23 protein-coding genes and 3 pseudogenes are annotated in these 25899 nt (G+C 40.0%); 12 read left to right on the plus strand and 14 right to left on the minus strand.

The genetic code is table 11. From position 1 onward, the window contains the following. Nucleotides 1–11: 11 nt before the first annotated feature. Complete coding sequence (locus LM917_RS02530) at nucleotides 12–1019, minus strand: 2-oxoacid:acceptor oxidoreductase family protein (RefSeq protein WP_232695981.1); 1008 nt, start codon at nucleotides 1017–1019, stop codon at nucleotides 12–14. A 220-nt stretch (nucleotides 1020–1239) separates the two neighbouring features. Between LM917_RS02530 and LM917_RS02535 the strand changes: the two genes are divergently transcribed. Next, the gene (locus tag LM917_RS02535) at nucleotides 1240–2298 is read left to right on the plus strand and encodes an acyltransferase (protein WP_232695873.1); all 1059 of its coding nucleotides are present in this window, start codon (nucleotides 1240–1242) and stop codon (nucleotides 2296–2298) included. 115 nt (nucleotides 2299–2413) lie between these two features. Here the strand turns inward: LM917_RS02535 and cls are convergent, their stop codons facing one another. Both cls and LM917_RS02545 read right to left on the minus strand, forming a co-directional pair. After that, a complete protein-coding gene (gene cls, locus LM917_RS02540; RefSeq protein WP_232695874.1) occupies nucleotides 2414–3859 on the minus strand; it encodes a cardiolipin synthase in 1446 nt (481 codons plus the stop codon). 749 nt (nucleotides 3860–4608) lie between these two features. Next, complete coding sequence (locus tag LM917_RS02545; protein ID WP_232695875.1) at nucleotides 4609–5475, minus strand: LysR family transcriptional regulator; 867 nt, start codon at nucleotides 5473–5475, stop codon at nucleotides 4609–4611. Nucleotides 5476–5609: 134 nt separating this feature from the next. Here LM917_RS02545 and LM917_RS02550 point away from each other — a divergent pair, with 134 nt between their 5' ends. Then, a complete protein-coding gene (locus LM917_RS02550; protein ID WP_232695877.1) occupies nucleotides 5610–6563 on the plus strand; it encodes a DMT family transporter in 954 nt (317 codons plus the stop codon). A gap of 101 nt (nucleotides 6564–6664) precedes the next feature. On the opposite strand, the gene LM917_RS02555 is transcribed toward LM917_RS02550, so the two are convergent. Beyond that, on the minus strand, nucleotides 6665–7618 hold the full coding sequence (locus tag LM917_RS02555; protein ID WP_232695878.1) for an alpha/beta hydrolase: 954 nt from the start codon (nucleotides 7616–7618) through the stop codon (nucleotides 6665–6667). 259 nt (nucleotides 7619–7877) lie between these two features. Between LM917_RS02555 and LM917_RS02560 the strand changes: the two genes are divergently transcribed. Beyond that, nucleotides 7878–8135 (plus strand): YciI family protein, encoded by a 258-nt coding sequence (locus tag LM917_RS02560; RefSeq protein ID WP_232695879.1) that lies wholly within the window; start codon nucleotides 7878–7880, stop codon nucleotides 8133–8135. Between the two features lie 268 nt (nucleotides 8136–8403). Here the strand turns inward: LM917_RS02560 and LM917_RS02565 are convergent, their stop codons facing one another. From LM917_RS02565 to LM917_RS02585, 5 genes and pseudogenes are all read right to left on the minus strand, one after another. Beyond that, nucleotides 8404–8625 carry a hypothetical protein gene (locus tag LM917_RS02565; protein ID WP_232695880.1) on the minus strand — a complete coding sequence of 74 codons (222 nt, stop codon included), beginning with the start codon at nucleotides 8623–8625 and terminating at the stop codon, nucleotides 8404–8406. Beyond that, nucleotides 8609–9616 carry a TIR domain-containing protein gene (locus LM917_RS02570; RefSeq protein WP_232695881.1) on the minus strand — a complete coding sequence of 336 codons (1008 nt, stop codon included), beginning with the start codon at nucleotides 9614–9616 and terminating at the stop codon, nucleotides 8609–8611. The genes LM917_RS02565 and LM917_RS02570 overlap by 17 nt, the downstream gene beginning before the upstream one ends. A gap of 176 nt (nucleotides 9617–9792) precedes the next feature. Next, nucleotides 9793–10110: pseudogene (locus LM917_RS24705) on the minus strand (methyl-accepting chemotaxis protein); the annotation flags it as partial. A 222-nt stretch (nucleotides 10111–10332) separates the two neighbouring features. Beyond that, a pseudogene (locus LM917_RS24710) lies at nucleotides 10333–10791 on the minus strand (protoglobin domain-containing protein); the annotation flags it as partial. 440 nt (nucleotides 10792–11231) lie between these two features. Continuing rightward, nucleotides 11232–12062, minus strand: coding sequence for an aldo/keto reductase (locus LM917_RS02585; RefSeq protein WP_309241916.1), 831 nt, complete (start codon nucleotides 12060–12062; stop codon nucleotides 11232–11234). A gap of 247 nt (nucleotides 12063–12309) precedes the next feature. Here LM917_RS02585 and LM917_RS02590 point away from each other — a divergent pair, with 247 nt between their 5' ends. Continuing rightward, nucleotides 12310–13512: a hypothetical protein gene (locus LM917_RS02590; RefSeq protein ID WP_232695882.1), complete on the plus strand. Its 1203-nt coding sequence runs from the start codon at nucleotides 12310–12312 to the stop codon at nucleotides 13510–13512. Between the two features lie 109 nt (nucleotides 13513–13621). Here the strand turns inward: LM917_RS02590 and LM917_RS02595 are convergent, their stop codons facing one another. After that, the gene (locus tag LM917_RS02595; RefSeq protein ID WP_232695883.1) at nucleotides 13622–14149 is read right to left on the minus strand and encodes a hypothetical protein; all 528 of its coding nucleotides are present in this window, start codon (nucleotides 14147–14149) and stop codon (nucleotides 13622–13624) included. A gap of 159 nt (nucleotides 14150–14308) precedes the next feature. Then, nucleotides 14309–15151, minus strand: coding sequence for a helix-turn-helix domain-containing protein (locus LM917_RS02600; RefSeq protein ID WP_232695884.1), 843 nt, complete (start codon nucleotides 15149–15151; stop codon nucleotides 14309–14311). 165 nt (nucleotides 15152–15316) lie between these two features. On the opposite strand from LM917_RS02600, the gene LM917_RS02605 reads away from it, so the two are divergent. The 4 genes and pseudogenes from LM917_RS02605 (at nucleotide 15317) to LM917_RS02620 (ending at nucleotide 18943) form a co-directional block, all read left to right on the plus strand. After that, nucleotides 15317–15631, plus strand: a complete 315-nt coding sequence (locus LM917_RS02605) for a copper amine oxidase N-terminal domain-containing protein (RefSeq protein ID WP_232695885.1) — start codon at nucleotides 15317–15319, stop codon at nucleotides 15629–15631. Continuing rightward, on the plus strand, nucleotides 15594–16208 hold the full coding sequence (locus LM917_RS02610; RefSeq protein ID WP_232695887.1) for a hypothetical protein: 615 nt from the start codon (nucleotides 15594–15596) through the stop codon (nucleotides 16206–16208). The genes LM917_RS02605 and LM917_RS02610 overlap by 38 nt, the downstream gene beginning before the upstream one ends. A gap of 25 nt (nucleotides 16209–16233) precedes the next feature. Further along, nucleotides 16234–17382 (plus strand): annotated as a pseudogene (locus LM917_RS02615) (copper amine oxidase); the annotation flags it as partial. An 88-nt stretch (nucleotides 17383–17470) separates the two neighbouring features. Beyond that, complete coding sequence (locus tag LM917_RS02620) at nucleotides 17471–18943, plus strand: aldehyde dehydrogenase family protein (RefSeq protein ID WP_232695888.1); 1473 nt, start codon at nucleotides 17471–17473, stop codon at nucleotides 18941–18943. An 80-nt stretch (nucleotides 18944–19023) separates the two neighbouring features. Here LM917_RS02620 and LM917_RS02625 read toward each other — a convergent pair whose 3' ends face one another. From LM917_RS02625 to LM917_RS02635, 3 genes are all read right to left on the minus strand, one after another. Next, a complete protein-coding gene (locus LM917_RS02625; RefSeq protein WP_232695889.1) occupies nucleotides 19024–20820 on the minus strand; it encodes a serine hydrolase domain-containing protein in 1797 nt (598 codons plus the stop codon). Nucleotides 20821–21082: 262 nt separating this feature from the next. Continuing rightward, nucleotides 21083–21286, minus strand: coding sequence for an aspartyl-phosphate phosphatase Spo0E family protein (locus LM917_RS02630; RefSeq protein ID WP_232695891.1), 204 nt, complete (start codon nucleotides 21284–21286; stop codon nucleotides 21083–21085). Continuing rightward, nucleotides 21267–21518, minus strand: coding sequence for a hypothetical protein (locus LM917_RS02635; protein WP_232695892.1), 252 nt, complete (start codon nucleotides 21516–21518; stop codon nucleotides 21267–21269). Before LM917_RS02635 ends, LM917_RS02630 begins: the two co-directional genes overlap by 20 nt. A gap of 604 nt (nucleotides 21519–22122) precedes the next feature. Here LM917_RS02635 and LM917_RS02640 point away from each other — a divergent pair. From LM917_RS02640 to LM917_RS02655, 4 genes are all read left to right on the plus strand, one after another. Continuing rightward, nucleotides 22123–22368, plus strand: coding sequence for a FeoA family protein (locus LM917_RS02640; RefSeq protein WP_232695893.1), 246 nt, complete (start codon nucleotides 22123–22125; stop codon nucleotides 22366–22368). 6 nt (nucleotides 22369–22374) lie between these two features. After that, a complete protein-coding gene (locus tag LM917_RS02645) occupies nucleotides 22375–23106 on the plus strand; it encodes a FeoB small GTPase domain-containing protein (protein ID WP_232695894.1) in 732 nt (243 codons plus the stop codon). Next, entirely contained in the window at nucleotides 23084–24490 is a 1407-nt protein-coding gene (locus LM917_RS02650; protein ID WP_232695895.1) for a nucleoside recognition domain-containing protein, read from the plus strand. Before LM917_RS02645 ends, LM917_RS02650 begins: the two co-directional genes overlap by 23 nt. 186 nt (nucleotides 24491–24676) lie before the next feature. Further along, on the plus strand, nucleotides 24677–25828 hold the full coding sequence (locus tag LM917_RS02655) for an amidohydrolase (protein ID WP_232695896.1): 1152 nt from the start codon (nucleotides 24677–24679) through the stop codon (nucleotides 25826–25828). Nucleotides 25829–25899: the final 71 nt, after the last annotated feature.

The raw sequence follows: 25899 nt of genomic DNA on the forward strand, positions 1-25899 counted from the left end.
TTTCTTTCCCCCTATTCGTTCACCAATGCAAAGTGGTGTTTAACAGCATGCTCATGTGCATATCCTTCAACTTCCTGCTCACTTGTCAGTGAGCCTGTAGGACAAACCTCCACACATTTCATACATCCCTTGCAGTATTGATAATCGATCCCACTTAAAAATTGTTGTGGGCGTCCGCGTTTATCTTCGCCTTCTTCCCAGACAAAACAAAAATCAGGACAATGCATATCACAGGCTGCGCAATGAATACAGGTCTCCGAATTAAAATGTGGTAAATAACCTTGTCTTGAACCGCTTAAATCTTTTAGGATTGAATTACCTGGATTATGGATTACGCCACCAATTGGCTGTGTAAGATATCCAAGTAGAGTACCTGCTTGCTTCGTTGTAACAGAAACAGTGTTTTCTACATCTATGTAGGTTGTCATGAGACCTTCTGAATAACCCGCATCAAAGGTACGTAGATTAGATGCAACCAACTTTGGATACTTCACTTCAAATGTTTCCTGAATAACAGCCTTTACCGCATCTACAGACAAAAAGTCGATTGCCTGACAGAGTGCACCTAACATTGCTGTATTAATACGAGTTTTTTCACGTAGAGAGATGCCAAGTGCATCAACACACATGATTGTACCTGACTGAAGTCCAGTAAGTTGCTTGATTTCATCTGGAGATTTCTTCGTATTGACAAGTAATATGCCGTCAGAATGCAAGCCTGAGACACAGTTCTGAGTAGTCAGCATGGCTTCATGAAAAACAACTACAACATGTGGCTCATCTACAGGAGCCGATTCACGAAGTTTGGTTTCAGGATTGGCAAAACGCACAAACGCTTTAACAGCAGATCCTTTTTTCTCTGATCCATAGGAAGAAAAATTGGAACCGTTTAGTCCCATATGCATAACTCCAGCTTCTGCCAACATTTTTCCAGCCAAATTGGCCCCTAGACCACCAATCGATTCCATACGGATTTCATACAAACCCAAATTGTTTGTTTTTGTCAGCATTGTGTGCATAGTCAAATCTCACAGCCTCCCATTCTTTCTAGCCTTCAATATATGTGAAAAAGGGTACTTTCATCTATAAAACTTATGAGGTTATGCCATTCTTATAGTGTAGAATGATTTCTCTCGTAAAACTGTGAGGAAAATCACGTTTTCCTTCCACTTGCTTGAAAAGTCTTCCTATAATTCTTACAATGAGAATGGAATAAATACATAGACTGAGAGGAAAAAAATGGAACAAAGACTGAAAGAATATGATTTTATACGCGTTCTGTGCGTCTTCGGAGTTATAGCCATACATGTTACATCCCATTTTGTAACCAAGACTGAGTTAGCCTTCGCCTGGAATCAATTATCACGTTTTGCTGTACCGATGTTTATGATTCTCTCTGGATTTTTTCTTTTCTATAAAGACCGTCATTATCCGCCCAATAAATGGGTACCTATGAAAAATAGAATAGTAAAATTGATGATTCCATATCTTCTCTGGACAACCGTCTATGCTCTCTTTACGCAAGGTGGATTAATGGAGAATGGGAATTATTCGATGTGGTTTTCCTACTGGTTAGAAGTAACTCTTCTTGGTAAGGGCTACGTACACTTATACTTTATGTTGATTGTTTTTCAGTTTTATCTACTCTATCCGCTATTTCGCAGATGGTTTTATCGCTCACCCAAGAGTTTACTTTTCCTTACCTTTATCATTACATTGGTCATGCAGACCTTGGTTTTTATCAGCAACAACCCAAACATATCCTATACATTACCTGACATCTGGTATTCATACAGTGTTCCTATTCCTGTCTGGTGCTTCTATTTTATCTCTGGGATGTGGCTTGCCCATCACCGGGATCGTTGGGAAAGTTGGATCAAGGGAAAAGGCTGGTTATTTTTCTTATTGTGGATCGCTAGCTACGTGCTCCTCTTTATGGACAGTAAATCAAGCAGTACGTTTATGCTTTCCATGAAACCAACCATTATCATTTACTGTTTTGCGAGCTTTTTCTTCTTTTTTAGTATGGGATCGTTTTTGTATCGTAAGAAAAAATGGTGGCACAGTACATTTGATTGGATATCTACCCAATCATTTTTAATCTTTTTATTGCATCCTCTCTTATTAACAGTGCTATCACAGGAGGCTGGAGAAAATAAATGGTCCTTTCTCTGGTCTGGTAATACCGGCTTTGTCGCGCAATATCTCATCGTGGTTATTAGTACATTTCTGTTCAGCTACCTTTTCTCTCGCTTCTCGGTTCAATGGCTGGGAGGGGTCCCCGCACGACGCAAGTAGAGAAAACGTTGTATACGCATGAAGCAGACTGCAACAACATACCTTGACATTAAAAAGATCGCTCCTTCAGGACGCCATTTTTGGCTTCTACAAGAGCGATCTTTTCCTATGTCATCTATAGAATTGGAGAGAGCAACCTGGCTATTGACTCTTTAAAGCGAAGCATTTTTGGTCTGTTCTCATAATCTTCAAGGGTAAGTTCAAAACAGTTTTCAATATCCTTGAGGAAAATCTCTTCTAATTCCTTTGCCTTATTCACATCATACAGGATTGCATTCACCTCAAAATTAAGCTTCATGCTCCTGATATCAAGATTGGCTGTCCCTACCGTAGCCAGCTTGCCGTCTACGACCATCGTCTTTGCATGCATGAAGCCCTTTTCATACATATAACATGTAGCTCCTGCTTTCAGTAAATCCCCAATATAAGAAGAGGAAGCCCATTTTACCCATTTGCTGTCAGTACGATCGGGAATCATAATCCGTACATCAATTCCTGACAAGGCAGCTATCTGTAAATCCTGAAGTAAACTCTCCTCTGGCACAAAATAAGGCGTTTGTAGATAAAGAGTTTTTTTAGCAGAGTGAATCATCTTAAGATAATTGTTTGAGATGTGCTGATACTTAGCAGTAGGTCCACTGGTAACAATCTGTATTGGAATGTTTCCGTTTCCTCTAAATTCCGGAAAAAACTCTTCCGTATACTTCAAATCCTGATTCGCTGATAAGTTCCAGTCAAGCAGAAAGGGAATCTGTAAAGTAGCGACTCCACTGCCAGTTATCTTCAAGTGAGTATCTCGCCAAAATCCCAACATTTTATCCAGTCCGATATATTCATTACCAACATTAAAACCACCTACAAACCCAATTTTTCCATCAATGATGGCTACCTTTCGGTGATTGCGATAATTAAGTCGGAAATTAATATATTTAATTGGAGAAGAGAAGAAAATGGCTACTTCCCCTCCAGCTTCTCGAAGTCCATTGAAGAAGCTCTTTTTTAAGCCCAAACATCCAATGTCATCGTAGACAAGTCTAACTTTTACTCCTTCTTTTGCCTTTTTTATTAAGAGCTCTACTAATCGAATGCCAAGCGTATCATTTCGGAATATATAATATTGTAAATGAATATGATGCTTAGCATGCTCGATACTGGAAAAAAGAGCCTCAAATTTTTCTGTTCCTGTTATATAGATCTCTACTTCATTATCCTGGGTTAATAAAGACTTATTACTGTTTACATTCATGTAAATCATATCTTTATACATGTCCACTGATGCATCACGAATCATTAATTTGTCTTCTTCAATTTTCTGTTTTTGCTTATTTACCATTGCCTTAATGGCTAATTTCTCTCTCTGATTAATCTTATAGATTTTACGCCCGCTTAGATTTCGACCCAAAATTATGTAGATAATAAACCCAATCCCTGGGAGAAAAAATAATACCAAGATCCAGGCCCATGTGGCCGTTGCATTTCGTCGTTCGAGAAAAATAATTGCCATTGCAAAAAAAATGTTAATGATTGATAAGACCACATAGATATGCGTAAACGGCTGCATTCTCCTTAAACACCTCTACTTTTCGATGTTTTTACTTACTCACAATTATGCGAATAGGGCTACCACTAGTATGTACAAAATAATTGGTTTCGCCAAATGAGTTACCTCATATTTGCTGATTGAATCAGGTTGAAAGAAGTATTTTTTTCGAAAATGTTGTAATAATCCTTTTTCTTGTAGGTAAAAGATACAAAGCGCCCGGATGATTTGGGCGCTTCGTATCACATTAATTAATTAACAGCATCTTTTGTTGCGACGACGACGACGACGTCTTCTGCAACCTTTCAAATTGCAAAGAGCTCTTTTCAAAATACGTCTTGCTCTGCGAATCTCACGTTTTGCACGACGAGTGTTGCAACGTCTGCGACGGCGGCGGCGGCGTCTATCGCTGCTTTCGCTCTCGGTGTCGCAGCTCTCGGTGAAGCTCTCTCTGAAGTCCTCGCTACTGCAAGACTCCTCACGATGCCTGCTTTCACGATGACAACTGTCTTCACGATGTTCACTTTCACGTCTTCCACGTCTAAAATTACCCATACTATTCACCTCTGTTTTTCGATAGTCTTGGGGACTTGGGGAATTGCTTTATCCCACAATCACTTACAAGTACCTACCGTGACCCCCACTAACATCAAATGCAAAATGAACAAAGGTTGATACGGGCAAACACACTAAGGCAAACGCATAAATTGGTTTGTGCCTAATTGAAGATGAGTTATCTCCTTCCAGTAAATCATTATATTTTCGCGCATTTATCCTTTGGAACGGTATTCTTGAATCGTACGTAAAAAAGCGCCCATCGTATTTGTTATGAATGAATCCTTTCTCCTTATGAACACTGTAGATACTTTTTGAAAAGGTGCAGGAATGGAATAGCTCGATAGAATGCCCTCTTTTTCTAGTTTTGTAACCGTTGATTCGGGGACAAGAGAGACTCCTAGTCCTGATGCTACTACTCCAAAAATGGTTTCTAACGTACCAAACTCCATTATTTTTTTCGGTTGAATACCTTCAGACTGTAGCCATTGAATTAATCTGGCACGGTAGCCACACCCTTCTCGAAACACAAGTAAAGGCTTGTTTTTATAACCCTCTATCGATTCCATTCCATCAACTGACCGAGTAATCAGGACAAGCTTTTCTTCCATTAAGTGTTCCTGAATGATGTCTTTATGTTCTATAGGTCCACTGACAAAAGCACCATCCAATTTATATTGCAAGACGTCTGCAAGTAGATGCTGCGTTACTCCAGATACCAAGGAAAGATCAATACGAGGATACCTTTTATGATATTCTGACAGGATTGATGGTAAGGATGAGACCGTCTCTACGGAGCCAATTAACAAGGGACCTGAAGGGTTTTCATCGCTTTGAAAGGATTGCTTAATCTCATCCATCAACGTAATTATTTTTTGTGTATAACCTAACAGCTTTCTGCCATCTTCATTAAGTGTTACACCTCGACGATGCCTGTGAAAAAGCGTCGTGTTCAACTCTTTTTCCAACTGGTTGATACGGGCAGTCACATTTGATTGTACGTAATTAAGTTGGCGTGCCGCTTCGCTTACACTGCCTTCTTGTGCAACTGCTTGAAATATTCGCAAATCACTTACATCCACGACTCCCTCTCCTTTTTGCCTCTATTTACTATCAATTATAATGATGTTATATATCACTTTCAATCATTTTACTTGATAGCATAGCGAGACTATTATGGAATACATGAGCAAAAAAGAAAGGAAGTAACATCAGCATGAAAAGCAATATCATTTTGAAAGGTGCCTTACTCTGTCTTATTGCCAGTATGGCATGGGGAGCTATGTTTCCTGTTGCAGAAAGTGCATTTGCCTTTATTGATCCCTTTTATTTTTCCGTTATTCGGTATGTGCTTGTTTCGATTATTTTATTTGTCCTTTTATGGGTAAAGGAAGGCAAAAAAGCACTTCGTTTGGAAGGGCGTGGGCTACCACTCTGGTTTTTTGGAACCATGGCATTCACGGTTTATAATTTATTGGTTTTTACTGGGCAAAATCAGTTAGGAGCATCAGGCGTTATTCTAGCTTCAGTCATGGAAGCGTTAATGCCGATGATTTCTGTACTTCTGCTCTGGATTTTTAACCAGAATAGACCCAAGCCAATTACTGTTGGATGCATGGGTATCGCATTAGTAGGTTGTTTTCTTGTTGCAACCAAGGGAGATTTCCAATCCTTTCTGCTGGGTGGAAATGCCTTATTTCCCGTCTTACTAATTTTTGCTGGTGTATTAGGCTGGGTCATCTATACAATTGGCGGCGACCAGTTTAGTCATTGGTCACCGCTTCGCTATTCAACACTCAGCTGTCTATTAGGAACAGCCACCTCGGTTATCGTGGTCTTTTTCCTTACCTTGTTTGGATTTCTGGACGTTCCTAGCATCTCTGCTTTGGGTGCGATCGCTCCTGAGATGAGTTTCATGGTTGTAATAGCTGGTGTCATTGCATTGTTAAGCTGGAATGCAGGCATTAAAATCTTGCAGCCTATCAACGGAATTTTGTTCATCAATTTTGTACCTGTTACGACCTTCGCTATCTCACTTATGCAAGGATATGAGATGACGATGTATGATATAGTTGGCACGTTATTTATCATGCTAGCACTGATCAGTAATAACCTCTACCAACGTAGAACCGCAAAAATAAAAGTCCCTGTGAAAGCACACGCCCATTAATCCCTCGTATTTTTCAGGAGAACTCTGATGCTTATCCTTATCTTTTACAGAAAAAAAGCTGCTATTTCGGAACAAGTTGAATCCGAAAAGCAGCTTTTTACTTATGAAGATAGATTTTCATCACGTTTTTTTACTTGTTTGTTAAGCCATTCCAGACAATCATTCATGACTTCCAAACGATTTGTTTCGTTTAACAGTTCATGCCTTCCACCTGTATACAGCTTGTAGGAAACCTGTGTCATTCCTAGATCATTGTACATACGCACCAAGCGTTTTATTCCTTGTCCCCTGTCTCCAACTGGGTCCTCGTCTCCAGATATAATAAAGACAGGAAGTTCTCGTGGAATATGACTCATATTTTCTGGCTTATGAATATCACGTAACATGATGAAAAAATCCCGATAAAAACTAACGGTAGAAAGGGACCCACAATAAGGATCTTTTACATATTTATCCACTTCTTTAGAATCACGGCTTAACCAGTCAAATGGTGTGCGCGGCGTTACAATATGTCGATTAAAACTACCAAATGCAAGCTCATCAACTAACTTACTTCTGAATTTATCCCCTTTTACTTTAGCAATCAAGCTGGATAATATAATTCCTGCTAGCAATTCTGGTCCTCTTTTTCCATTGCTTCCAGATAAAATTACACCATCAATTAGCTTCGGGTATTCATAGATAAATTGTTGTCCAAGGAAGGAACCCATGCTGTGGGCAAATAAATAGATTGGCTGCCCCGGGTACTCTTCATGGATCAAATGGCTAACCTGCGCCATTGCCCGGACCATCCAGTTGAATCCATCTTCACCCAAATATCCTAGATTCTCTACTTGACCAGCTGTTTTACCATGTCCTCGATGATCATTGACGAGGACAACATACCCTGCATCTGTTAAGTAGCGAGCAAATCGCTCATAACGAGCAGCTGTTTCCGCCATTCCATGAGCGATTTGCACGATCCCCTTAATCTCTACTTCTTCTTCAGGTGACCAGTGATATACAAAAATATCTACACCGTCTTCATCAGTCATATTCATAGTTTGTTCTCTCATTTGTTTCACCTCGGTTCCCTAACTTTACCACTCTATCCTGTATCGTTCACCGCTATTTGATATTTTTTTATTTCCATTTTTTTCATATAATCAACCTCTTGCCCTCTTTGTAAAAACTCCGTCTTGTCTGTTATTTCAGAAGATAAGTAGCCCTACTATTTTCTGGTTATTCTATAAAAAACTTTATCACTATTTTTTGCACGGAATTTTCTAGCATCTGCTACAATTAACCTATTAGAGAGAAGGGAGACTTTACAACATGGCTTATTTTGTTGCAACGTTACTAATGAAAGATGCTGAAAAAAACCTGGAATTTCGCCCCAATCACCTTACTTATCTAGAAAAGTTAATTGAACAAGGAAAAGTATATGCCAAAGGTCCATTTGCAGACGGTTCAGGTGGAATGGTCATTTATCAGGCTGATTCTCTTGAAGAAGCTACACAACTTGCTGAATCTGACCCCTATGTGGTCGAGGGTGTCCGCCATCTGGAATTAAAACAATGGAACATGGGCTAATCGCTTCGTAACATTAACTTACTCTGAATGAAGGCTGATGACACATGTATGGTCTTCATTCAGAGTAATCGGATTACAATTCTCTTCAATTAATTCTCTCCCGAATTATCCTCTTATATGGCAATGATTTCTCATCAACCGTTAGACACTATTTACCCCACCACCAAATAAAGCCAACGGAAATCTCCCGCTGGCTTTCACTATGTATCACCCGCAAGTTACTTCCTCACTTCACGAGTCATTATGTCTGTACATCATTAACAAAACACTAACAAAACTGAGAACCCGTCTGGTTAAGGAAACTGGGTAACCCATAGTCGGCATTTCCAACAGCTATAATTCGAATGCCATCCTTCGCAAGTAAAATAGATGGTCCACTTTTGTATACCTTGTTGATCAGGGAGAGTGGTACAGCAAGCACCTTACCATCACGCCAATGACCTGATATCGTATACCTGGTATGTTCTTCCCGTCTACCTACCGGTTTCATAACGCAGCTCCCCTTTCAAAAATGCATGAAACGAATCAAATATATCTTTGTTTGCATTATATACGATATGCAAAAGCTCTTCAAATGCTTCCTCCGTAATTGCTTGGGCAGCTAGAAAATGTATCGTAATGATAAAATCCTCCGCAATAGGTCTACAATAAATATACTCCAAACCAAATCCATCGCCTCTGAGCAATGTGAGCATCGATACCTTACGAACAAAAGCTTCTGCTACGTAGCTTCCTGTCCGCCCCTCAGTTTGAAGTGGGAAACGATGTTTTTCTTCACTTACAATTCCAGATGAGCCCAATTGCTCCAATGCTTTTTCGTCTTCACTAATTGTAAAAAAGGTAGCCGCCTTCGTTCGTAATCCAGCGGGCGGTTCCAATTCACTTAAAAATGCTGATAAGATTTGATTATATTTACTTTCTGAATGCTTGCTGAGTGTAAGCAGATAGTACAGAAAACGAGCATGAGACTCCATTTTATGCAGTTTTTGCAAAAGTATTTCACTATCTTGTTGTTTGGGTTTAGGACCTTGAATAGCGATCTGTGTTTTTACTTGATTACAAAAAGGCCCAAGTGCAGCTTTCCATCTGGCATCGCTTCGATTTGCATCATATTTCCCCGGTGTAATTCCAGCCAAATCGGTTGGCAAATGCATATCAGGAGCATGCTGGGGGACTACATAAAAAACTCGTTCCATCCCAAGTCGCGATACAAACAAAGCAAATTCAAATATCACATTATCCCGCACCGTTTTCACTTCGTTATCACGAATCCGGCTCACATCATCCGGCGTAAAAGGAAAAATCGCAAAATCGACATGCTCTGTTTCTTGTAACAGATCATGCAAAGACGTACTAGATAGATGAAACACCCCTTGATCCCACACCGTTACCTCAGCTACATAACTAAGGTTCTCCTGAATGGCATAAGCGATGGGCAAACCTTCCACTGAAGAGCCGATGAATACTTTGGGCTTCAACATGTATTCCTCCTCCATATCATTACCCCTTGGAAGCTGGGAGGGAATCAGCATACAGAATTACCATTATCCTAAATTTTAACATAGTTTTGAAAAAATAGTCCATATGAATAAAAAAACGATCCACCTCTTTAACTTGGTACGAGGGGACCGATCCGTTATATGTGAGAAATGAATGATTACATATGATGCGCTACTTTAACTTGCTCTAATTGGCGTGTAACTTTTTGCACAGTAAATACATAATCCTCTAATTTTGTTGAATTAGCTTCCTGCTGTTTCGCATATTCATTTGTTTGCTCAGACTCTTTTTGTACTTCATCTAATACCTTGAAAACATGTTTGAGCACCTTTTCGATCTCGATCACTGACCCTTTGGAATGCTGAGCAAGTTTGCGGACCTCATTCGCTACCACCTCAAAACCTCTGCCGCTTACTCCAGCACGTGCAGCTTCAATGGCAGCATTTAAACCGAGCAGATGAGTCTGATCGGAAATGTTTTTCATCAGACTTCCCATTACCTGAATGTTTTTTAGTTCCTGATTCAGACCGATAATCAGTTGGTGTGACTTGTCCTGAGAATATGCTGTATTTTTTGCTGCTATTGCTACCAGCTTACTATTATTACTTAGGTCGGTTAAAATACGGGCCAATTCATTTACTGCATCGCTAACCTCATGTATCGTATCTTCCTGCTTCCGGTTGTATTCATCCTTTACGTAAGCTTCGAGTGCCAGTTGTGAATCAAAGTTTAACAATTTAGTGAGGGAAAAAACAAGGGCATCAGCCTGTGGAAGTTCCATTTCTTTTACCAATTCCCTGAATGTCTCTAAGAATATCATAAATGTACCTAAATACCAGTCAGGTGTAAGACCGATATGAGCATGAACTTTACCTACTCGCAATCTCTCCGCAATGTACTCATCATTAATGATTTCTACTGCAAGGGATGCGAAATATTTTTTCTGCATTCTCTTTAACTTGTCTAGATGACTGTGGTTGTGAATAATTCTGAGAAGTTCAGGTTGATCAGTTATACGCTCATACACCTCTTCAACAACTAGATGGGCTAGCTGTTCAAAAATTTCTCTTTGACTATGTAACATCTGTAAATCTGATTCATTAATGCCAGTAAACCGAATTTGTCTCTCTCTTTTTTTGTTCGACACAATGATCATTTACGTCATTTCCTCCTCAACTTATCTCCCCAAACGCACCACACATCTATTAGAACTCCAACACTTATGGTTTACTCTACCCTTAATTTTCCCAATTTTCTAATATCATTGCAGTGATATTTCTCACATTTATATGTAAATTTTCCATATGAACAAAAGTACAATGAGTACACCGAAGTTTATTGAAGAGGGTGGCCTCCTACTTTCGTGGAGAAAACCAGCTTCTCTTTTCACATTTCGCTAAAAGTCTTCGCCCCACAAGGGGTTAGACTGTCCGCTCCGCACTCTTTGCCCAGTAGCGGACAGTCTTGACTACCATGCTGGAACTTAACAGTTCGCAGACAAAAAATGTGCTTCTTCTGCCTACCCACTACAGTAGTGTTTCAAAAAGTAATCCTCTGAAATACAAAAACCGCCCAATAAAGGGCGGTTACGTTTCACTAAAAGAATTCGTATGGGTCTGGACCAAAACGTTGGTTAGCACTCATATCATTAATTCTTTCCATATCTTCATCAGTCAATGAAAAATCAAACAGATCGGCATTCTCTTTGATTCTATGTTCTTTTACTGATTTTGGGATAATGACAACGCCGTTTTGCAAATGCCAACGAAGGACGATTTGCGCAGGTGACTTCCCATATTGTTCAGCAAGTTGTTGAAGAACAGGCTGGTCCAGGTTACCTTGCATAAGTGGGCTCCACGCCTCCACCTGGATGTTATTTTCTTTACAGAACGAAATCATCTCTTTTTGACTTATTAACGGGTGAAGTTCAACCTGATTCACCATCGGTTTCACTTTAGCCGTTTTAAACAGCTCTTGCAAATGAGTGATGTGGAAATTGCAGACACCAATCGCTCTTACTCTTCCGTCTGCATATAATTTCTCCAACGCTCTCCAGGTATCTGCCATGCGCTCACTATCAGGACCAGGCCAATGTATGAGATAAAGATCCAAATATTCAAGTCCAAGCTTGTTCATGCTCTTATCAAAAGCTGCTAGCGTGGATTCATAACCTTGATCTTTGTTCCAAACTTTTGTAGTAATAAACAATTCTTCACGAGGTACGCCACATTTTTTAATAGCTTCCCCAACCCCATCTTCATTCCGATAAATCTTGGCTGTGTCAATACTTCTATAACCATGCTGAATAGCTGATACCACTGCCTGAATAACCTGTTCCCCATCTTCAGTTTTCCAGACACCAAGACCAACCCAAGGCATTTTGACTCCATTATGGAGAACCGTGCAATCTGCAATATTTTTAACCACGTGCGTTACCTCCTCAGCTTTTTTCAATGTGTAGGCTATTTCACAACAGTATTATTGTAGCACGCAGAGATAGACACGCACCATTACATCTATGCAGAAGCCTGTAACATTTGCTTTATAATGTGCAATTTCATACTATGCAATTCATAATTTGCGAATTGTATTCTTTATCAGACATTTTGTATAATTATGAGTAGGTCTCTTTCATTACAAACTGCTTATTGTTTTCGGAGGTGAAAATCTTATAATGACTACCATAGCGCTCCATCAGCAAGCAAGGAAAATGCAAGTATTCTATTGGATTCTCTTCTTCGAAATGCTGTTCATCTGGCTAATTGCTGGATTGGCAATGGTTATTGGTTCCGGCTACATCATAGTAGAAATGGATACTTCTTGGAAATGGGCATCGATACTGCTGATTCCAATTGGTTTATGGAGTATTTGGAAATCTAGTAAAATTGCTAGTAACCTGATTCAGCGTAACAATCAGGAATCTACCTATGAACTTCATTTAGACAGAATAATCCATTTAGAGAGAAATAGTAAAAATGATAAACTTACAACGGTTACGATTCCATTCACAACTATCAATCAAGCACTTGTTTCCTTTTATTTAAAAAATGATTATCACCTATATAAACCAACTGCTCTGAATGAACCTGTCCAGCAAGTGAAAATATGTCCGATGATTGTTCTTCGTTATTCGGAACATGGTTCAACCCATCTGACCTGCATTCGATTTATTGAAGATTCAGAAATAGATCCATGGTTGAAAACACTACACGAAAACAAGGTTCAACTAGAGTTTTCAATTAGGCTAAGTTCAAGTAATTTAACTACAAATAATTACATTCTCGATATTCTTGACGATGAAGTAACGAAGCGACCTTTTATCTACTCAGGCAACTTTGCAGAACAAATGCTGGAAATAATGTCAGAAAAAGAAAAAGTTAAAACAGAAGAAGATAGACTGGAACGAGAACGAATGCTAGAAGAAGAAGCTGAACAAGAACGCTTCGAGAAGTATATTGCAGAAAATGGTCCTGTAAAAGTAGGAAAGACAGCATGGCTTACCTTTATTCTGCATCCCATCCTAGCAGCATGGCTTCTACTAAGTGCCCAATTTGGTTGGTTTACTGAAATTCTTAATTATTTGCCCTTCCTTGTCTTACTTTTTCTTGCGATTATTTTCTTCACTCGTGTGGAGCGATTAGCATTTAGACAGATCATTTTTTATTGGGTGACTCATTTTGTTGCATGGGTATGGTGGATACTTATCTATGAAAGTGGCACTCCTCCACGGATATTATATGCAGAAACCATGGCATCTATTGTGCTATTGCCACTATGGGTAGTTGCTCCGTATTTCATAGCGAAAAAGACTCGTAAACTGCTTCGCACCTGGGAGTACAATCGAAATAAGAAAATGCAGCAAGATAAAAATGCGTGACGTGTAAAATTCATAGTCCAATAACCAAAAAGAGCGAAGGATCAGGAATCCCTCGCTCTTTTATTTTTCCGATATAGCGCACCTGCAAGCTGTAATTTCAGTTATTCCTTTACTTTTCTTCATAAGAATACTGGAATCTTTTCGCGTATGTTTCGGTGTAAAATTCATCTAGTTTCAACTTTTGATTTGGTTTCAATCTCACATTTTCATAGGTTTTTGTCAAAAACTCTTTATTCTCGGAATCGTATAACAGCAACTGTACCCATCCGTTGAACTCGTAACTATTACTATAATTACCTACAAAAATATGATTCTTATGCTCACCATCATCCTCCCAGGATCCCATCATGAGAGTAACCATCTGATTTTCCTTTAAATCACTATGTTCTTGCAATCGTTGATTAAAAGCTACATCCAGTTGAGTGAGTAGATGTTCTTCTATTTCTTGTTTTTCACTCGCATTACCCCATACAGGCATTGAGATCGCAAAATAAAAGAGTAGGAAGGTTATTACTGTGCTCCTAACTATTTTCTTTTTGTGATAGCCTCCTGCAAATAGTGCACCTAATGCTACCAGACTTAGTATGATCGTAATCATATGCCATTTTGATAGCAACACATCCTCCACAAACCACATCGAATCAGCCTCCTGTCTTGCCCTTTTACCACGTAATTATTTTTTATGTTATAGCAATTATTGAAATTGTACGAAAAGAAGAATAGTTACGCAAGAAAACCTTGGATATTTCACCAAGGTTTTTGTATGTGTATATCAACGTAATCGAACTAAAATCTGTCAGTCGTACAAAGCCCTACTTCCAACAAGATGCATAGTGTGGTCGGTTGTTTGTTTCAAAAGCTCACTTATTTGCATAGGTGTGAGTAAACTAAAAAACTTGAAATCTTTAATCAAATGAGATTGGTCATAATAGCCATGTTCATTAGCTACATTCAAGTTCTTTTGATTCAAAATAAAAGAGAGTGTATTTTGGAACCTGATAATTCGGCTATATTGCTTGGGAGACAGTCCAAGTGTTTCCTCGAATTTTTTACGTAAATACCTGGATGAAAATCCAAGATCAGTTGCAAGTTGTTCGACGGAAAACAGTCCCTTTGAACGGTAAATTTGTTGGATACAGTATTGAAACATTTGTGATGATTGATCAGAAGTTAGAAGCAAAGGTAAAAAGGAGTGCTCCAAATAAGAGATACGTTCGTGAAAGGTAGTTTTCAAAGCAATATTCTCGCAGATGTTATCTATCCCTTTCATTATCTCTTCTAAAGGAAGTTGTTTATCTATTAAGTCACGAAAGGTAGTTGGGCGAATTTGCAAGCTTTGTATAGGTGAAAGGCGAATTCCGAAATATGTTGCACCCGCATAAAAATTGAAATTCTCACCTTGTAAGATCGTTCCACAAAGTAAAGAATGAGGTCGGAGTGGGTCGCAACAAAAAATGACATCCGTACAACCGTCAGGAACAACATGAATTGCATTAACATCATCCATCAAAAATTCATAATACAATACGGTTTGACCCTGATATGGAACAAATTTTTCCCTATAATAAACTGTCTCTAATCGAAATCCGTACTGAAAGGATGGGAGGTTGGCAGCAATCCCTTTGTAATTCGTAAGCATACGAAACCCCCTCAAATAGTAATCAGCTATTATGATTAAATCTTTCTTAACTTATTTATTATCCTACAAATAATAATTAACAGAAAGTTCCGATAATTACAATACAACCGTCATTATCTTGTAATAAACTGGACACATGCAGATTTACTATCAAGGGGGTATTGTATGAAAAAAAGAAAAGAAAACGCACTGAAGTTCTCTCAAAAGATGCTTGTCTCTATTATTGCGCTTGCAACTACTTTTTTGCTAGGGATGCCTACCTTCGTGCCTTTTTCAGATAAAGCAGCTGCGCATGGTGGCGAGGCAGAGTATGTGCCACTTCGAACCGTTATTGAAAATGTTGGAGGCACATTAGAGTGGGATAAAACTACAAAGTCAATTCTTGTCAAGAAAGACGGAACCATTGTCTATGTAACACCCAATTCAGCAGAGGCTCTGGTTAATGGTAAAACCGTCAAAAGAAGCTCCTGTGATGAATAAGGAAGGGGTCACTTATGTAACTCATCATTTTATCAACGAAGTGTTTCAAGCCGATCTGAAACAGACCGCTTCTGTCAAAAAAACCGATCATCCACTTAATCCGTTAACACCCGATGAAATCAAGAATGCCGTAAAAGTGATAAAAGCATCTGATCAATTTAAAGATAACATGCGGTTTACCCAGATTTCCTTGAAAGACCCCGATAAAGCTCAGGTATGGAAATGGGTATATGGTGAAAAAAGCTCATTCAATCGTGCTGCCAAATTTGTAGCTCTGGACGGCAAAAAAGTAATAGAAGGTGAAGTTGACCTTTCAACCCAAAAACTCTCCTCTTTCAAGGAGATTGAAGGCGTTCATGGAATGGTTATCCTGGATGATTTTGCAACAGTCCAGAAGGCTATTGAAGAAAGCTCAGCTTTTAAAGATGCTCTAAAAAAACGTGACATTGATGATGTCAAGAAAGTGGTGGCTACACCGCTTACAGTCGGATACTTTAATGGAGCAGACGGATTACAACAAGATTTGCGGTTATTAAAAGTTTCATTGGCAAAACTGGGATTTCCATCTAAAACTTGATTCACGGGTAGGTCCTGTCCTCTCCACTATGACCATCAACGATAATGGCAAAAAACGAAAAGTAATGTACGAGGGTTCACTTGGCGGAATGATTGTTCCGTATGGCGACCCAGATGTGGGCTGGTATTTTAAAGCTTATTTGGACTCTGGTGATTATGGTATGGGTGTCCTAACCTCTCAGCTACAAAAAGGAACGGACGTACCAAACAATGCTGTGCTTCTCGATGCAACCATTACAGATAATGACGGTAACCCCTACACCATTCCAAATGCGATTGCCATATTCGAACAATACGCCGGTCCTGAACTTAAACATCAGGAGATGGTACTCGGAAATCAAAATGTGAGCCGTGAGAGACGAGAACTAGTTATACGCTGGATCAGTACAGTTGGCAATTATGACTATATTTTTGACTGGATTTTGTCTCCAAACGGAACGATTAAGATAAATGTTGGTGCCACAGGAATTGAAGCAGTTAAGGGTGTAAAATCATCAACCATGCATGATCCTACTGCAAAAGAAGATACAAAATACGGTACGCTGATCGACCACAATATTGTAGGAACGACACATCAACATATCTACAATTTCCGCCTCGATTTAGACGTCGATGGTGAAATGAATACCCTAACAGAGGTTAATCCAAAGGTTGAGGAAAATAAGGATGGAGGACCACGAAAAAGCGTAATGGTCACCGAGCAAAAGGTTGTTAAAACCGAGCAGGAAGCTATCCAAAATTTCGACCCTTCGACGATTCGCCTCCTAAGCAATACGAACAAGGAAAATAAAGTAGGTAATCCGGTATCTTATCAAATCATTCCTTATGCAGGTGGAACACATCCAATTGCAAAAGGTGCCCTATTTAGTAAAGATGAATGGTTGTACAACCGTGTTAATTTTATGGATAAGCAGCTCTGGGTTACCAAATACGACCCTGATGAACGTTTTCCTGAGGGAGAATATCCGAATCGGACAAATACTGATACAGGTTTGAAACAATATACAACGAATAACGATTCCATCGAGAACGTAGATAATGTCGTGTGGATGACAACAGGAACAACTCATGTAGCTCGTGCAGAAGAGTGGCCCATTTTACCAACAGAGTGGGTTTACACGATGTTAAAACCTTGGAATTTCTTTGATCAGACGCCTACCCTAGATCTTCCATAAAATCAGTCTCAAAAAGCTCATGATTATAAGTTGACTTGCATATCAAGTACAAAGTGTATATCTGTAAAAATCGAAAGGAGTTATATATATGGAAAAAAGGTATCAATTATTCATAGGTGGGCAATGGGTTGACTCATTATCCGGAAAAACTTTTCCTTCATTAAATCCAGCCACGGGCGAAATAAATGGAATCGTATCAGAAGCAGGAGCAGAAGACGTTGATGTAGCAGTTAAAGCTGCCAGAAAAGCTTTTGAAACAGGACCATGGGCAGACATGGCCCCAAGTGATCGAGGAAGACTTCTCCATCGCGCTGCTCAGAAAATGTGGGAAAAGCTAGATTTTCTGGCGGAGGTTGAATCAACCGATAATGGACTACCAATCAACGAGACTAAGTATATCGCTATGCCAGCAATGATTGATGTTCTTGAATTTTATGCCGGTTTAGCTAACAAGGTTCAGGGTGAAACACACTCCTCCCCAGCAAACCGTTTTACCTATACACTGCGCGAACCTATCGGGGTTATTGGAGCAATTGTTCCTTGGAACTTCCCGTTGATGCTAGCGATGTGGAAGATGGCACCAGCTCTTGCAGCGGGTAATACGATCGTAATTAAACCTGCTGAACAAACGCCCATCAGTATTTTGGAATTAGCCAAAATTTTTCAGGAAGCAGGAATACCAGATGGCGTAATAAACGTTGTACCTGGATATGGGGCGATAGCAGGGAATGCATTAACATCCCATCCTGATGTAGATAAAATTGCGTTTACAGGGTCTACAGCAACTGGACGCCTTATTATGCAAGCAGCTAGTAAGAATGTAAAACCTGTTTCTCTAGAGCTGGGTGGTAAATCTCCCAATATCGTCTTTGATGATGCCAATCTTGAAGATGCTGTAAATGGTTCTCTATTTGGAATTTACTTTGCACAAGGTCAAGTGTGTGCTGCCGGCTCTCGCTTATTTGTCCAAGATCGCATCTATGATAAATTCATCGATTTGTTCAGTCAAAAAGCCCAAACAATCCGTACGGGAAATCCACTCGATCCTACGACACAAATGGGACCACAAGTTTCTTTAACTCAATTGGATCGTATTGAGAACTATGTGGCTAGTGGACTGGAAGAAGGAGCCAATCTTGTCTTGGGTGGGAAACGTAATCCACAGGCAGGTACAGGATACTTTTATACACCTACCATTTTTGAGAACGTTACAAATGAAATGAAAATTGCTCGTGAAGAAATTTTTGGCCCTGTCATTTCACTCATACGTTTTAAAGAGGAAGAAGATGCCATAAAACTAGCAAATGACACGAACTACGGACTGGCATCAGGTGTCTGGACCAATGATCTAAAACGCGCCCATCGTATGGCACGCGGACTAAAAGCAGGGACTGTTTACGTCAATACGTATAGCATGTTAGATAGCACGGTATCGTTTGGAGGAACAAAACAAAGCGGTTTTGGCCGCGAATTAGGTATCCAGGCAATGGACATGTATACGCATACGAAAAGTGTCTGGGTAGACCTAGGTAAACAGGGGTTAAATTGGTACGGCGTATAGTAACCTATTGAAAAGAGTCCCGTCTCCTGTGAAAAAGAGAGACGGGACTCTTTTATTTGCTTCAACCATTCATATGTGTGTTACTCATCCTTCTCTTTTTCACCGTTACCTGCTTCAAAACCAATTTGTTCCCAATCAATTTTCATTTTCTTCCCTTTTTTATCAGTGATGGTTGGTTTAGCTACGTACCAGCCTCTACCATTTATCGTGTCATCGGTACTATAGCGAAACCGTACTTGTTCTACATCATCCGGAAGTGATACGGTTACTTCTACCCAATCTGAGCGATCCGTATAAGCAGCAGTAAGGGGTTCCCAATTTACTCCGTCAGTTGTCGCTTCTACATAACCGTAATCTTTTTCCGCCTGGATACGATACCACGTCTCAAAGCGAAGCTCTTCGGGTTGCTGTCCTTTTTTCAGGTTGCGTAAATCTGTCGTCAAGGTGTTCTCTTTTTTATCCCCGGTACCTGCGAACCAAACATCCTTTTTTTGTTGTCCACTTACCGGAATAGCTAATGCTGCTTGACGTGCTACCTCTCGTCGTATGGGATTAATTGAACCCATATTTCTACTTGGGTGAACACGATTTGTTAACAAGATAACAATTGTCTGGTTACTTGGACTAACTACGATGGATGTCCCTGTAAATCCGGTATGTCCCATTGTGGTAAGATCGGTCAGTCCATCCATGTACCAGTCTTGATTTACTTCCCACCCAAGACCGTGGTCATTACCTGGAAACTCTGGGATCTGGTTCTCCATCATGAGACGTACGGACTCTTTTTCCAAAATCCGTTCGTCATCGTATACTCCGTCATTCAACATCATTTGGGCAAGAATTGCCAGATCGGGAGCAGTACTAAATACTCCTGCATGTCCAGCAACTCCATCCAATGCCCACGCTTTTTCATCATGCACCTGACCCCAGACCAGTCCACGAGAAGTAGTCGTACTATACTCTGTTGCCGCAATCTCATCAAGTAAATCTGCTGACGGATTATACATCGTGTTTTCCATATCTAGCGGCTCTGTAATCTCTTGCTCTACATATTCATCTAATCGTTGGCCAGTTATTCTTTCAACTACTGCTCCCAAGACGATCATGTTTAAATCACTGTATAAATAAGTGCTTCCTGGTTCATTTATAGGCGCATCAGCAAAGACTGCCTGGAATCGCTCCTCTCTTGATCCATTTATGTTTTGGATTGGTTTGGATGCAGCCATCCCCGAGGTATGTGTAAGTAACTGAGTGACTGTAATATTCTCTTTTCCGTTACTAGCGAACTCTGGAATATAGGTAGCTACAGGCTCGTCCAGCTCGATATCTCCATCTTCTACCAATTGCATGATGGCAATGGACGTGAATAACTTACTAACGGAAGCAACATCAAATAATGTCTCCTCTTCCATCTCAATTGGATTATCAATAGGAGTAAACGTCTGATCTGCATAACGAACGGCATAACCGTAGGCTTCCTCTTTTACAATCGTTCCTTTTCTGGCAACTAACACAACTGCTCCCGGAATTAATCTAGTATCCAGGTAGTCTTCAATAATCCCATCAATTTCTTCTAATTCGTCTTTTAACATTCCTGCCTTTTTAGGAGAGCCTTCATCTAACGTTTCCTTTCCATTCTTAACCTGATCCCAGCTTCCTTTATCATAGTTATGTTTCAAGGGTTTACTTGTTACGTTTGTTGTGTATGTTGCTTCTATCTGTTGCTGTTTCCCTTGACTATCTTCTGTCTGGTTCTCTAGGTATTCTGATCCTGGTTCTACATACGATGCCGAAATCGTTTCGGCTGAAGCGGTCACTGTGGAAGAGAGTAAAGCTACTACTAGCATACCTTGAAATAAGAGCTTACCTTTTTGCATAACTGCCCTCCCTTTACATTTTCATCTACTTTATTATATTTTACTGAATTTTCCCTTAATTGATATCGTACTTCAGGACTCTTTCCTCATGTAGGATAAAAAAAAAGTAGGTAATGGGAAAGATGCCCAAAGGAGAATAAAAATATACAAAATGGTCATGAACATTTTGTTGGACCGCAAGCGGTCACATCCAAGTTTATGAAAAACGTCGAGACGTTTTTCACAGAAAAAGACCACTTACTAAAAAGTGGTCTTTTATGTCTCATTTGTTATGATTTTGTGGTAACTGATATTCAAGCCATCTTTTTTTCTGTATGCACAACACAAGTTGATCCAACCGTTGACTAATAGCAAGGACTTGAGGGTCGGTAAAGCTTCCAAACTCCATTGCTTTCTGAATCATTTCCTGACGAACTATTTCAATCTGATCAGCTATATTCGCTGAATCAATAGTAGAACCATGCATTCATTGTATTCTTCTTTCCTTTTTTACGACCACGTCTTGTCGGTTGAGATATTTCTACCACATCTTTTTCCGTTGCCAAACTTGCTTCAGTTGGTTGTGAAATTGGTTTAGATTGTTGTTGTGAAGTAGCTTGAGATTTACTAGGAACAAGCGCAATTAAATGTGTCAGGTGTTTAGCTTTCCCCTGCTCTTTGTTAAATGTTACAGGGTCTTCTGCCCATATTAATGCCATATTTACTTTCCTCCATTTCTAACTCCTCAAAGGTTATTTACTTTTGCCGATACATGATGCTACATTCATTTTCCGCTCCATCATGTTAGTACTAATTCTTTTCTCATTTTACTTTACGTTCTTATTAGTAAATCTGTTTAGAAATGTTTGAAACGATTTATAAAAATTGACATTTTACGACACTCGTATCTAATGGTTATTTATTAGGTAACAGAAGGATAACAACTACTCTTTTAGTTATTGCTCCTCTTCATCATCATGAAACAACTAATATCTGCGCCTACTTTTTGATTATTGCAACTAATTTTTTAGCTATCAAATTAGAAATAGACTTAAAAAGTTTCCTTAGGCAAACTTTTTGTTGCAAGGTAAAAACAATTGGTATAAACTAAAAAAAACGGTAGCTCTAATAAACATTCTCAGTGAACTGTCATAACATAACAACATACAAAACAGTCATAACCGTTTTGTTGGACCGCAAGCGGTCACATCCAATTTCATGAAAAACGTAGAGACGTTTTTCACAGAAAAAGCCCACTCTTCATTTCGAATGAAAATAAAATGAATATAGCTTTTGCGACGAAACACTTAGGAGGTCAGACAAATGACTTTTGAACCAATACCCTTATCTGAAGCAGGAACTGGTAATAAAATGCGCCTCACTCGAATCGAGGTAACAGGAGTAATGCGAAGACGATTGCTTGACTTGGGCTTTGTTCCTGGCAATGAAATTGAGGTCCTACAAAAAAGTCCATTAGGTGATCCAATTGCATTTCGGGTCAACAATACAACCATCGCCTTGCGGAGCGAAGAGAGCTCGCTAATTTGGGGTAAAAGACTAGGAGGCTAGAGTAACTTGAAAACATACACCATTGCATTGGCAGGAAATCCAAATACAGGGAAAAGCACCCTTTTTAATACACTGACTAACATGCGGCAGCATACAGGTAATTGGGCAGGTAAGACGGTCCTTCGAGCAGAAGGGACTTTTCAGCATCTCGATACCCAATTTACATTGGTTGATCTACCAGGAACATATTCGTTGTATTCCAACTCTGCTGATGAAGAAGCAGCTCGTGATTATATTATTTTTGAAAAGCCTGATGTCACAATCGTCGTATTAGATGCAACCTCATTAGAAAGAAACCTTAATCTTGCCATTCAGGTGTTAGAAATGACAAATCAAGTGGTGGTTTGCATTAACTTAATCGACGAGGCAAAACGATTAGGAATCCATATTGATATCAGAAAAATGGAACAGAAACTAGGCGTTCCAACCGTCGCCATCTCAGCACGAAACAAAACCGGTATTAATGAGTTATTATCACAGGTACTCAAGGTAGCATCCGGAGAAATCGTACCTTCGCCTACTCCCATTACGTACAACGATGAGATCGAACAGAAAATTAATGAGTTAGTGCCCTCTATTCAGGAGATGTTGGGAGACCGTTTGCCTGCACGTTGGGTTGCCTTACGCTTGCTGGATGGAGATGAAAGCTTGCTTACCACCATGAAACTATGGCTGACCGATCAGGATTCCTATAAAAAAGAGGAGGCGCTACAATATGGGCAAACAGCTTGCCATTAGTGCCCCCAGTCAGTTAGACGCATTAGTTAAAAAGGCACAGCGAATGGGCACAGGCGATTCTATTCGAGATAGCATCGTAAGCGACATCTACAAAACAACTCATGGGATATGTCGCGAGGTTGTTCAATATGAAGACCAACAAAAATTAGCAAATTCGTATCAACTCGATCGAATATTCACATCAAAAATTTGGGGATTCCCCATCATGTTGGCTATCCTTGGTCTCATTTTCTGGATCACAATCGCTGGCGCCAATGTACCATCCTCTATGCTTGCCGATATGTTCGGTGTTATTGAAGGTTATCTTACAGCAGGCTTTCTGGCTGTGAACGCTCCAGATTGGTTACATGGTATCTTGGTTTTGGGGCTGTTCCGTGGTACATCTTGGGTTATTAGTGTTATGCTGCCACCGATGGCTATCTTTTTCCCTACCTTTGCTTTACTGGAGAATTTCGGGTATTTACCTCGTGTAGCTTTTAACATGGATAGAATGTTCAAACGAGCTGGGGGGCATGGAAAACAAGCCTTGACCATGTCTATGGGTTTTGGCTGTAACGCTGCCGCTATTATCTCCACTCGGATTATTGAATCACCACGTGAGCGGATGTTGGCGATTCTAACTAATAACTTTGTCCCTTGTAACGGTAGATGGCCAACCTTAATTTTGCTTGCTTCCCTGTTTATGGTGGTTAGCAGTTCTGGAGGAATCCAAACAATCGTTACAGCATCAATCGTCATGGGCATGGTGTTAATCGGGATTATCACTACATTTACAGTCTCCTGGGTTTTATCCAAAACAGCATTACGAGGAGTACCAACTCACTACACGTTGGAGCTTCCTCCTTATCGACGCCCGCAAATCTGGAAAACAATATTGCTTTCTTCCAGAGATAAATCATGGAGCGTTTTAAAAAGAGCGGTCATTGTTGCCGCTCCAGCAGGAGTCATTACCTGGATATTGGGAAACATCTTTGTTGGTGGAGATAGTATTCTTACTCACATGGCTGCCTTTTTCGAACCTTTTGGGCATTTGATCGGTTTGGATGGTTTCATTATAATGGCTTTTATTTTGGGGCTTCCGGCTAACGAAATTGTACTGCCAATTTTATTAATGGGATATTTATCCTCCGGGGCAATGGTGGAATTGGATGGGTTGGACAATGTGAAAGAGATATTCCTGCAACAAGGCTGGACGTGGTTAACAGCACTTAATATGATGCTATTTTCCCTTCTTCATTATCCTTGTGGCACAACGTTGTTTAATATCTACAAAGAAACAAAGAGCAAGAAGTGGACACTGTTATCTGCCCTTATTCCTCTTGCCATCGCAATAGCAGTTACTTTTACTACTGCTCAGCTTGCACGTTATTTCGGATGGGTATAAAAAGGTTTTAGCAAAAAAACATTAACCATCTTCATGGATCACAGAGCTTTTCCTGATCCATAAGATGGTTTTATTATTGTTCACCAAGATAACCAAAAAGGTCCTATCATCCCGTTGCCATAGTAATCGAACATATTCATAATAAGATACAATACCAATAACCTAAAAGACGAAGGGGATGTTAAAGTGAGTGTAGCTATTACGAACGCTACGATCATTATCGGTGATGGAACTAAACTCGATAAAGGAACCATCGTTATTGAACAGGGTATGATCACGGCAGTTGGTACTGACATTGATCTTTCACACGTAAAAAAAGTAATCGATGCCAATGGAAAATTCGTGACACCAGGAATTATTGACGTACATACACATTTAGGGGTACATGAAGAAGGGATTGGGAAAGAAGGGGCAGATTACAATGAAACTAGCTCACCTCTTACTCCCCACGTCCGATCGTTAGACGGTATTAACCCTTTAGAAGTTGGATTTGAGATTGCACGAAGATCTGGCGTAACCACCGTGCAGATCATGCCCGGCAGTGCCAACGTAATTGGTGGTGAAATGGTTACGATCAAGACGACCGGCACGATTGTAGATAAGATGATACTGCGTGAACCATCAGGAATGAAAGCAGCTTTTGGAGAGAATCCCAAACGTGTTTTTGGAACGAAAGACAAATCCCCTGTGACTCGTATGGGGCTTGCAGCTCTCTTGCGCCAACAGTTCATGCAGGCGCAAGACTATAAAAAGGCAAGAGAACATGATTCGTCATGCAAACGTGACTTAGGCTTGGAAAATCTCGTCAAAGTCCTAGATGGAAAGATTCCTTTACGTGCCCACGCTCACCGTGCTGACGATATTGTGACCGTTCTCCGCTTAGCTAATGAGTTCGGTATACAGGTTACAATTGAGCACTGTACAGAAGGGCACAAAATCGCTCCTTTCTTAAAAGAGAAAGGCGTACGTGTTTCTGTCGGACCGACATTATCGTCCCGTTCCAAGGTTGAAACCGCCGAAAAGGGATTCCATACCTTACTGGCTTTAGCAGAAGCAGGAGTTCCATTTAGCATCACCACCGACCATCCGGTGGTTAACATCGAGTATCTCATTACTACTGTTTCTCATGCAGTCCGTAGTGGCCTAGATGAATCACTCGCGTGGATGTCTGTAACCTTGAATGCTGCCAAACACCTTGGTGTAGACGATCATGTGGGGTCACTTGAAGCAGGAAAAGATGCTGACATCGTTCTCTGGAACGGCGATCCGTTAGATATTCACAGATCACGGGTTGAGAAGACATGGATTGATGGTGTAGTTGTATTTGAAGCCGAATAAGTAATCATTTCCAAATGACATTCAAACTGACTATTGTTTGAATGTCATTTTTATAGAAAAATATTGCTTCA

The organism is Brevibacillus daliensis (assembly GCF_021245735.1).
GTDB classification, from domain to species: domain Bacteria; phylum Bacillota; class Bacilli; order Brevibacillales; family Brevibacillaceae; genus Brevibacillus_B; species Brevibacillus_B daliensis.

Excerpts from the sequence above, each read along its gene's own strand:
- LM917_RS02635 (WP_232695892.1), bottom strand. The coding sequence starts at position 21,518 with ATGGCATTAATATGGGCAGAAGACCCTGTAACATTTAACAAAGAGCAG.
- cls (WP_232695874.1), bottom strand. The coding sequence starts at position 3,859 with ATGCAGCCGTTTACGCATATCTATGTGGTCTTATCAATCATTAACATT.
- LM917_RS02555 (WP_232695878.1), bottom strand. The coding sequence starts at position 7,618 with ATGAGAGAACAAACTATGAATATGACTGATGAAGACGGTGTAGATATT.
- LM917_RS02530 (WP_232695981.1), bottom strand. The coding sequence starts at position 1,019 with ATGCACACAATGCTGACAAAAACAAACAATTTGGGTTTGTATGAAATC.
- LM917_RS02600 (WP_232695884.1), bottom strand. The coding sequence starts at position 15,151 with ATGCTTACGAATTACAAAGGGATTGCTGCCAACCTCCCATCCTTTCAG.
- LM917_RS02620 (WP_232695888.1), top strand. The coding sequence starts at position 17,471 with ATGGAAAAAAGGTATCAATTATTCATAGGTGGGCAATGGGTTGACTCA.
- LM917_RS02535 (WP_232695873.1), top strand. The coding sequence starts at position 1,240 with ATGGAACAAAGACTGAAAGAATATGATTTTATACGCGTTCTGTGCGTC.
- LM917_RS02570 (WP_232695881.1), bottom strand. The coding sequence starts at position 9,616 with ATGTTGAAGCCCAAAGTATTCATCGGCTCTTCAGTGGAAGGTTTGCCC.
- LM917_RS02595 (WP_232695883.1), bottom strand. The coding sequence starts at position 14,149 with ATGTGGTTTGTGGAGGATGTGTTGCTATCAAAATGGCATATGATTACG.
- LM917_RS02605 (WP_232695885.1), top strand. The coding sequence starts at position 15,317 with ATGAAAAAAAGAAAAGAAAACGCACTGAAGTTCTCTCAAAAGATGCTT.
- LM917_RS02550 (WP_232695877.1), top strand. The coding sequence starts at position 5,610 with ATGAAAAGCAATATCATTTTGAAAGGTGCCTTACTCTGTCTTATTGCC.
- LM917_RS02630 (WP_232695891.1), bottom strand. The coding sequence starts at position 21,286 with ATGCATGGTTCTACTATTGATTCAGCGAATATAGCTGATCAGATTGAA.
- LM917_RS02625 (WP_232695889.1), bottom strand. The coding sequence starts at position 20,820 with ATGCAAAAAGGTAAGCTCTTATTTCAAGGTATGCTAGTAGTAGCTTTA.
- LM917_RS02565 (WP_232695880.1), bottom strand. The coding sequence starts at position 8,625 with ATGAAACCGGTAGGTAGACGGGAAGAACATACCAGGTATACGATATCA.
- LM917_RS02650 (WP_232695895.1), top strand. The coding sequence starts at position 23,084 with ATGGGCAAACAGCTTGCCATTAGTGCCCCCAGTCAGTTAGACGCATTA.
- LM917_RS02610 (WP_232695887.1), top strand. The coding sequence starts at position 15,594 with ATGGTAAAACCGTCAAAAGAAGCTCCTGTGATGAATAAGGAAGGGGTC.
- LM917_RS02590 (WP_232695882.1), top strand. The coding sequence starts at position 12,310 with ATGACTACCATAGCGCTCCATCAGCAAGCAAGGAAAATGCAAGTATTC.
- LM917_RS02640 (WP_232695893.1), top strand. The coding sequence starts at position 22,123 with ATGACTTTTGAACCAATACCCTTATCTGAAGCAGGAACTGGTAATAAA.
- LM917_RS02560 (WP_232695879.1), top strand. The coding sequence starts at position 7,878 with ATGGCTTATTTTGTTGCAACGTTACTAATGAAAGATGCTGAAAAAAAC.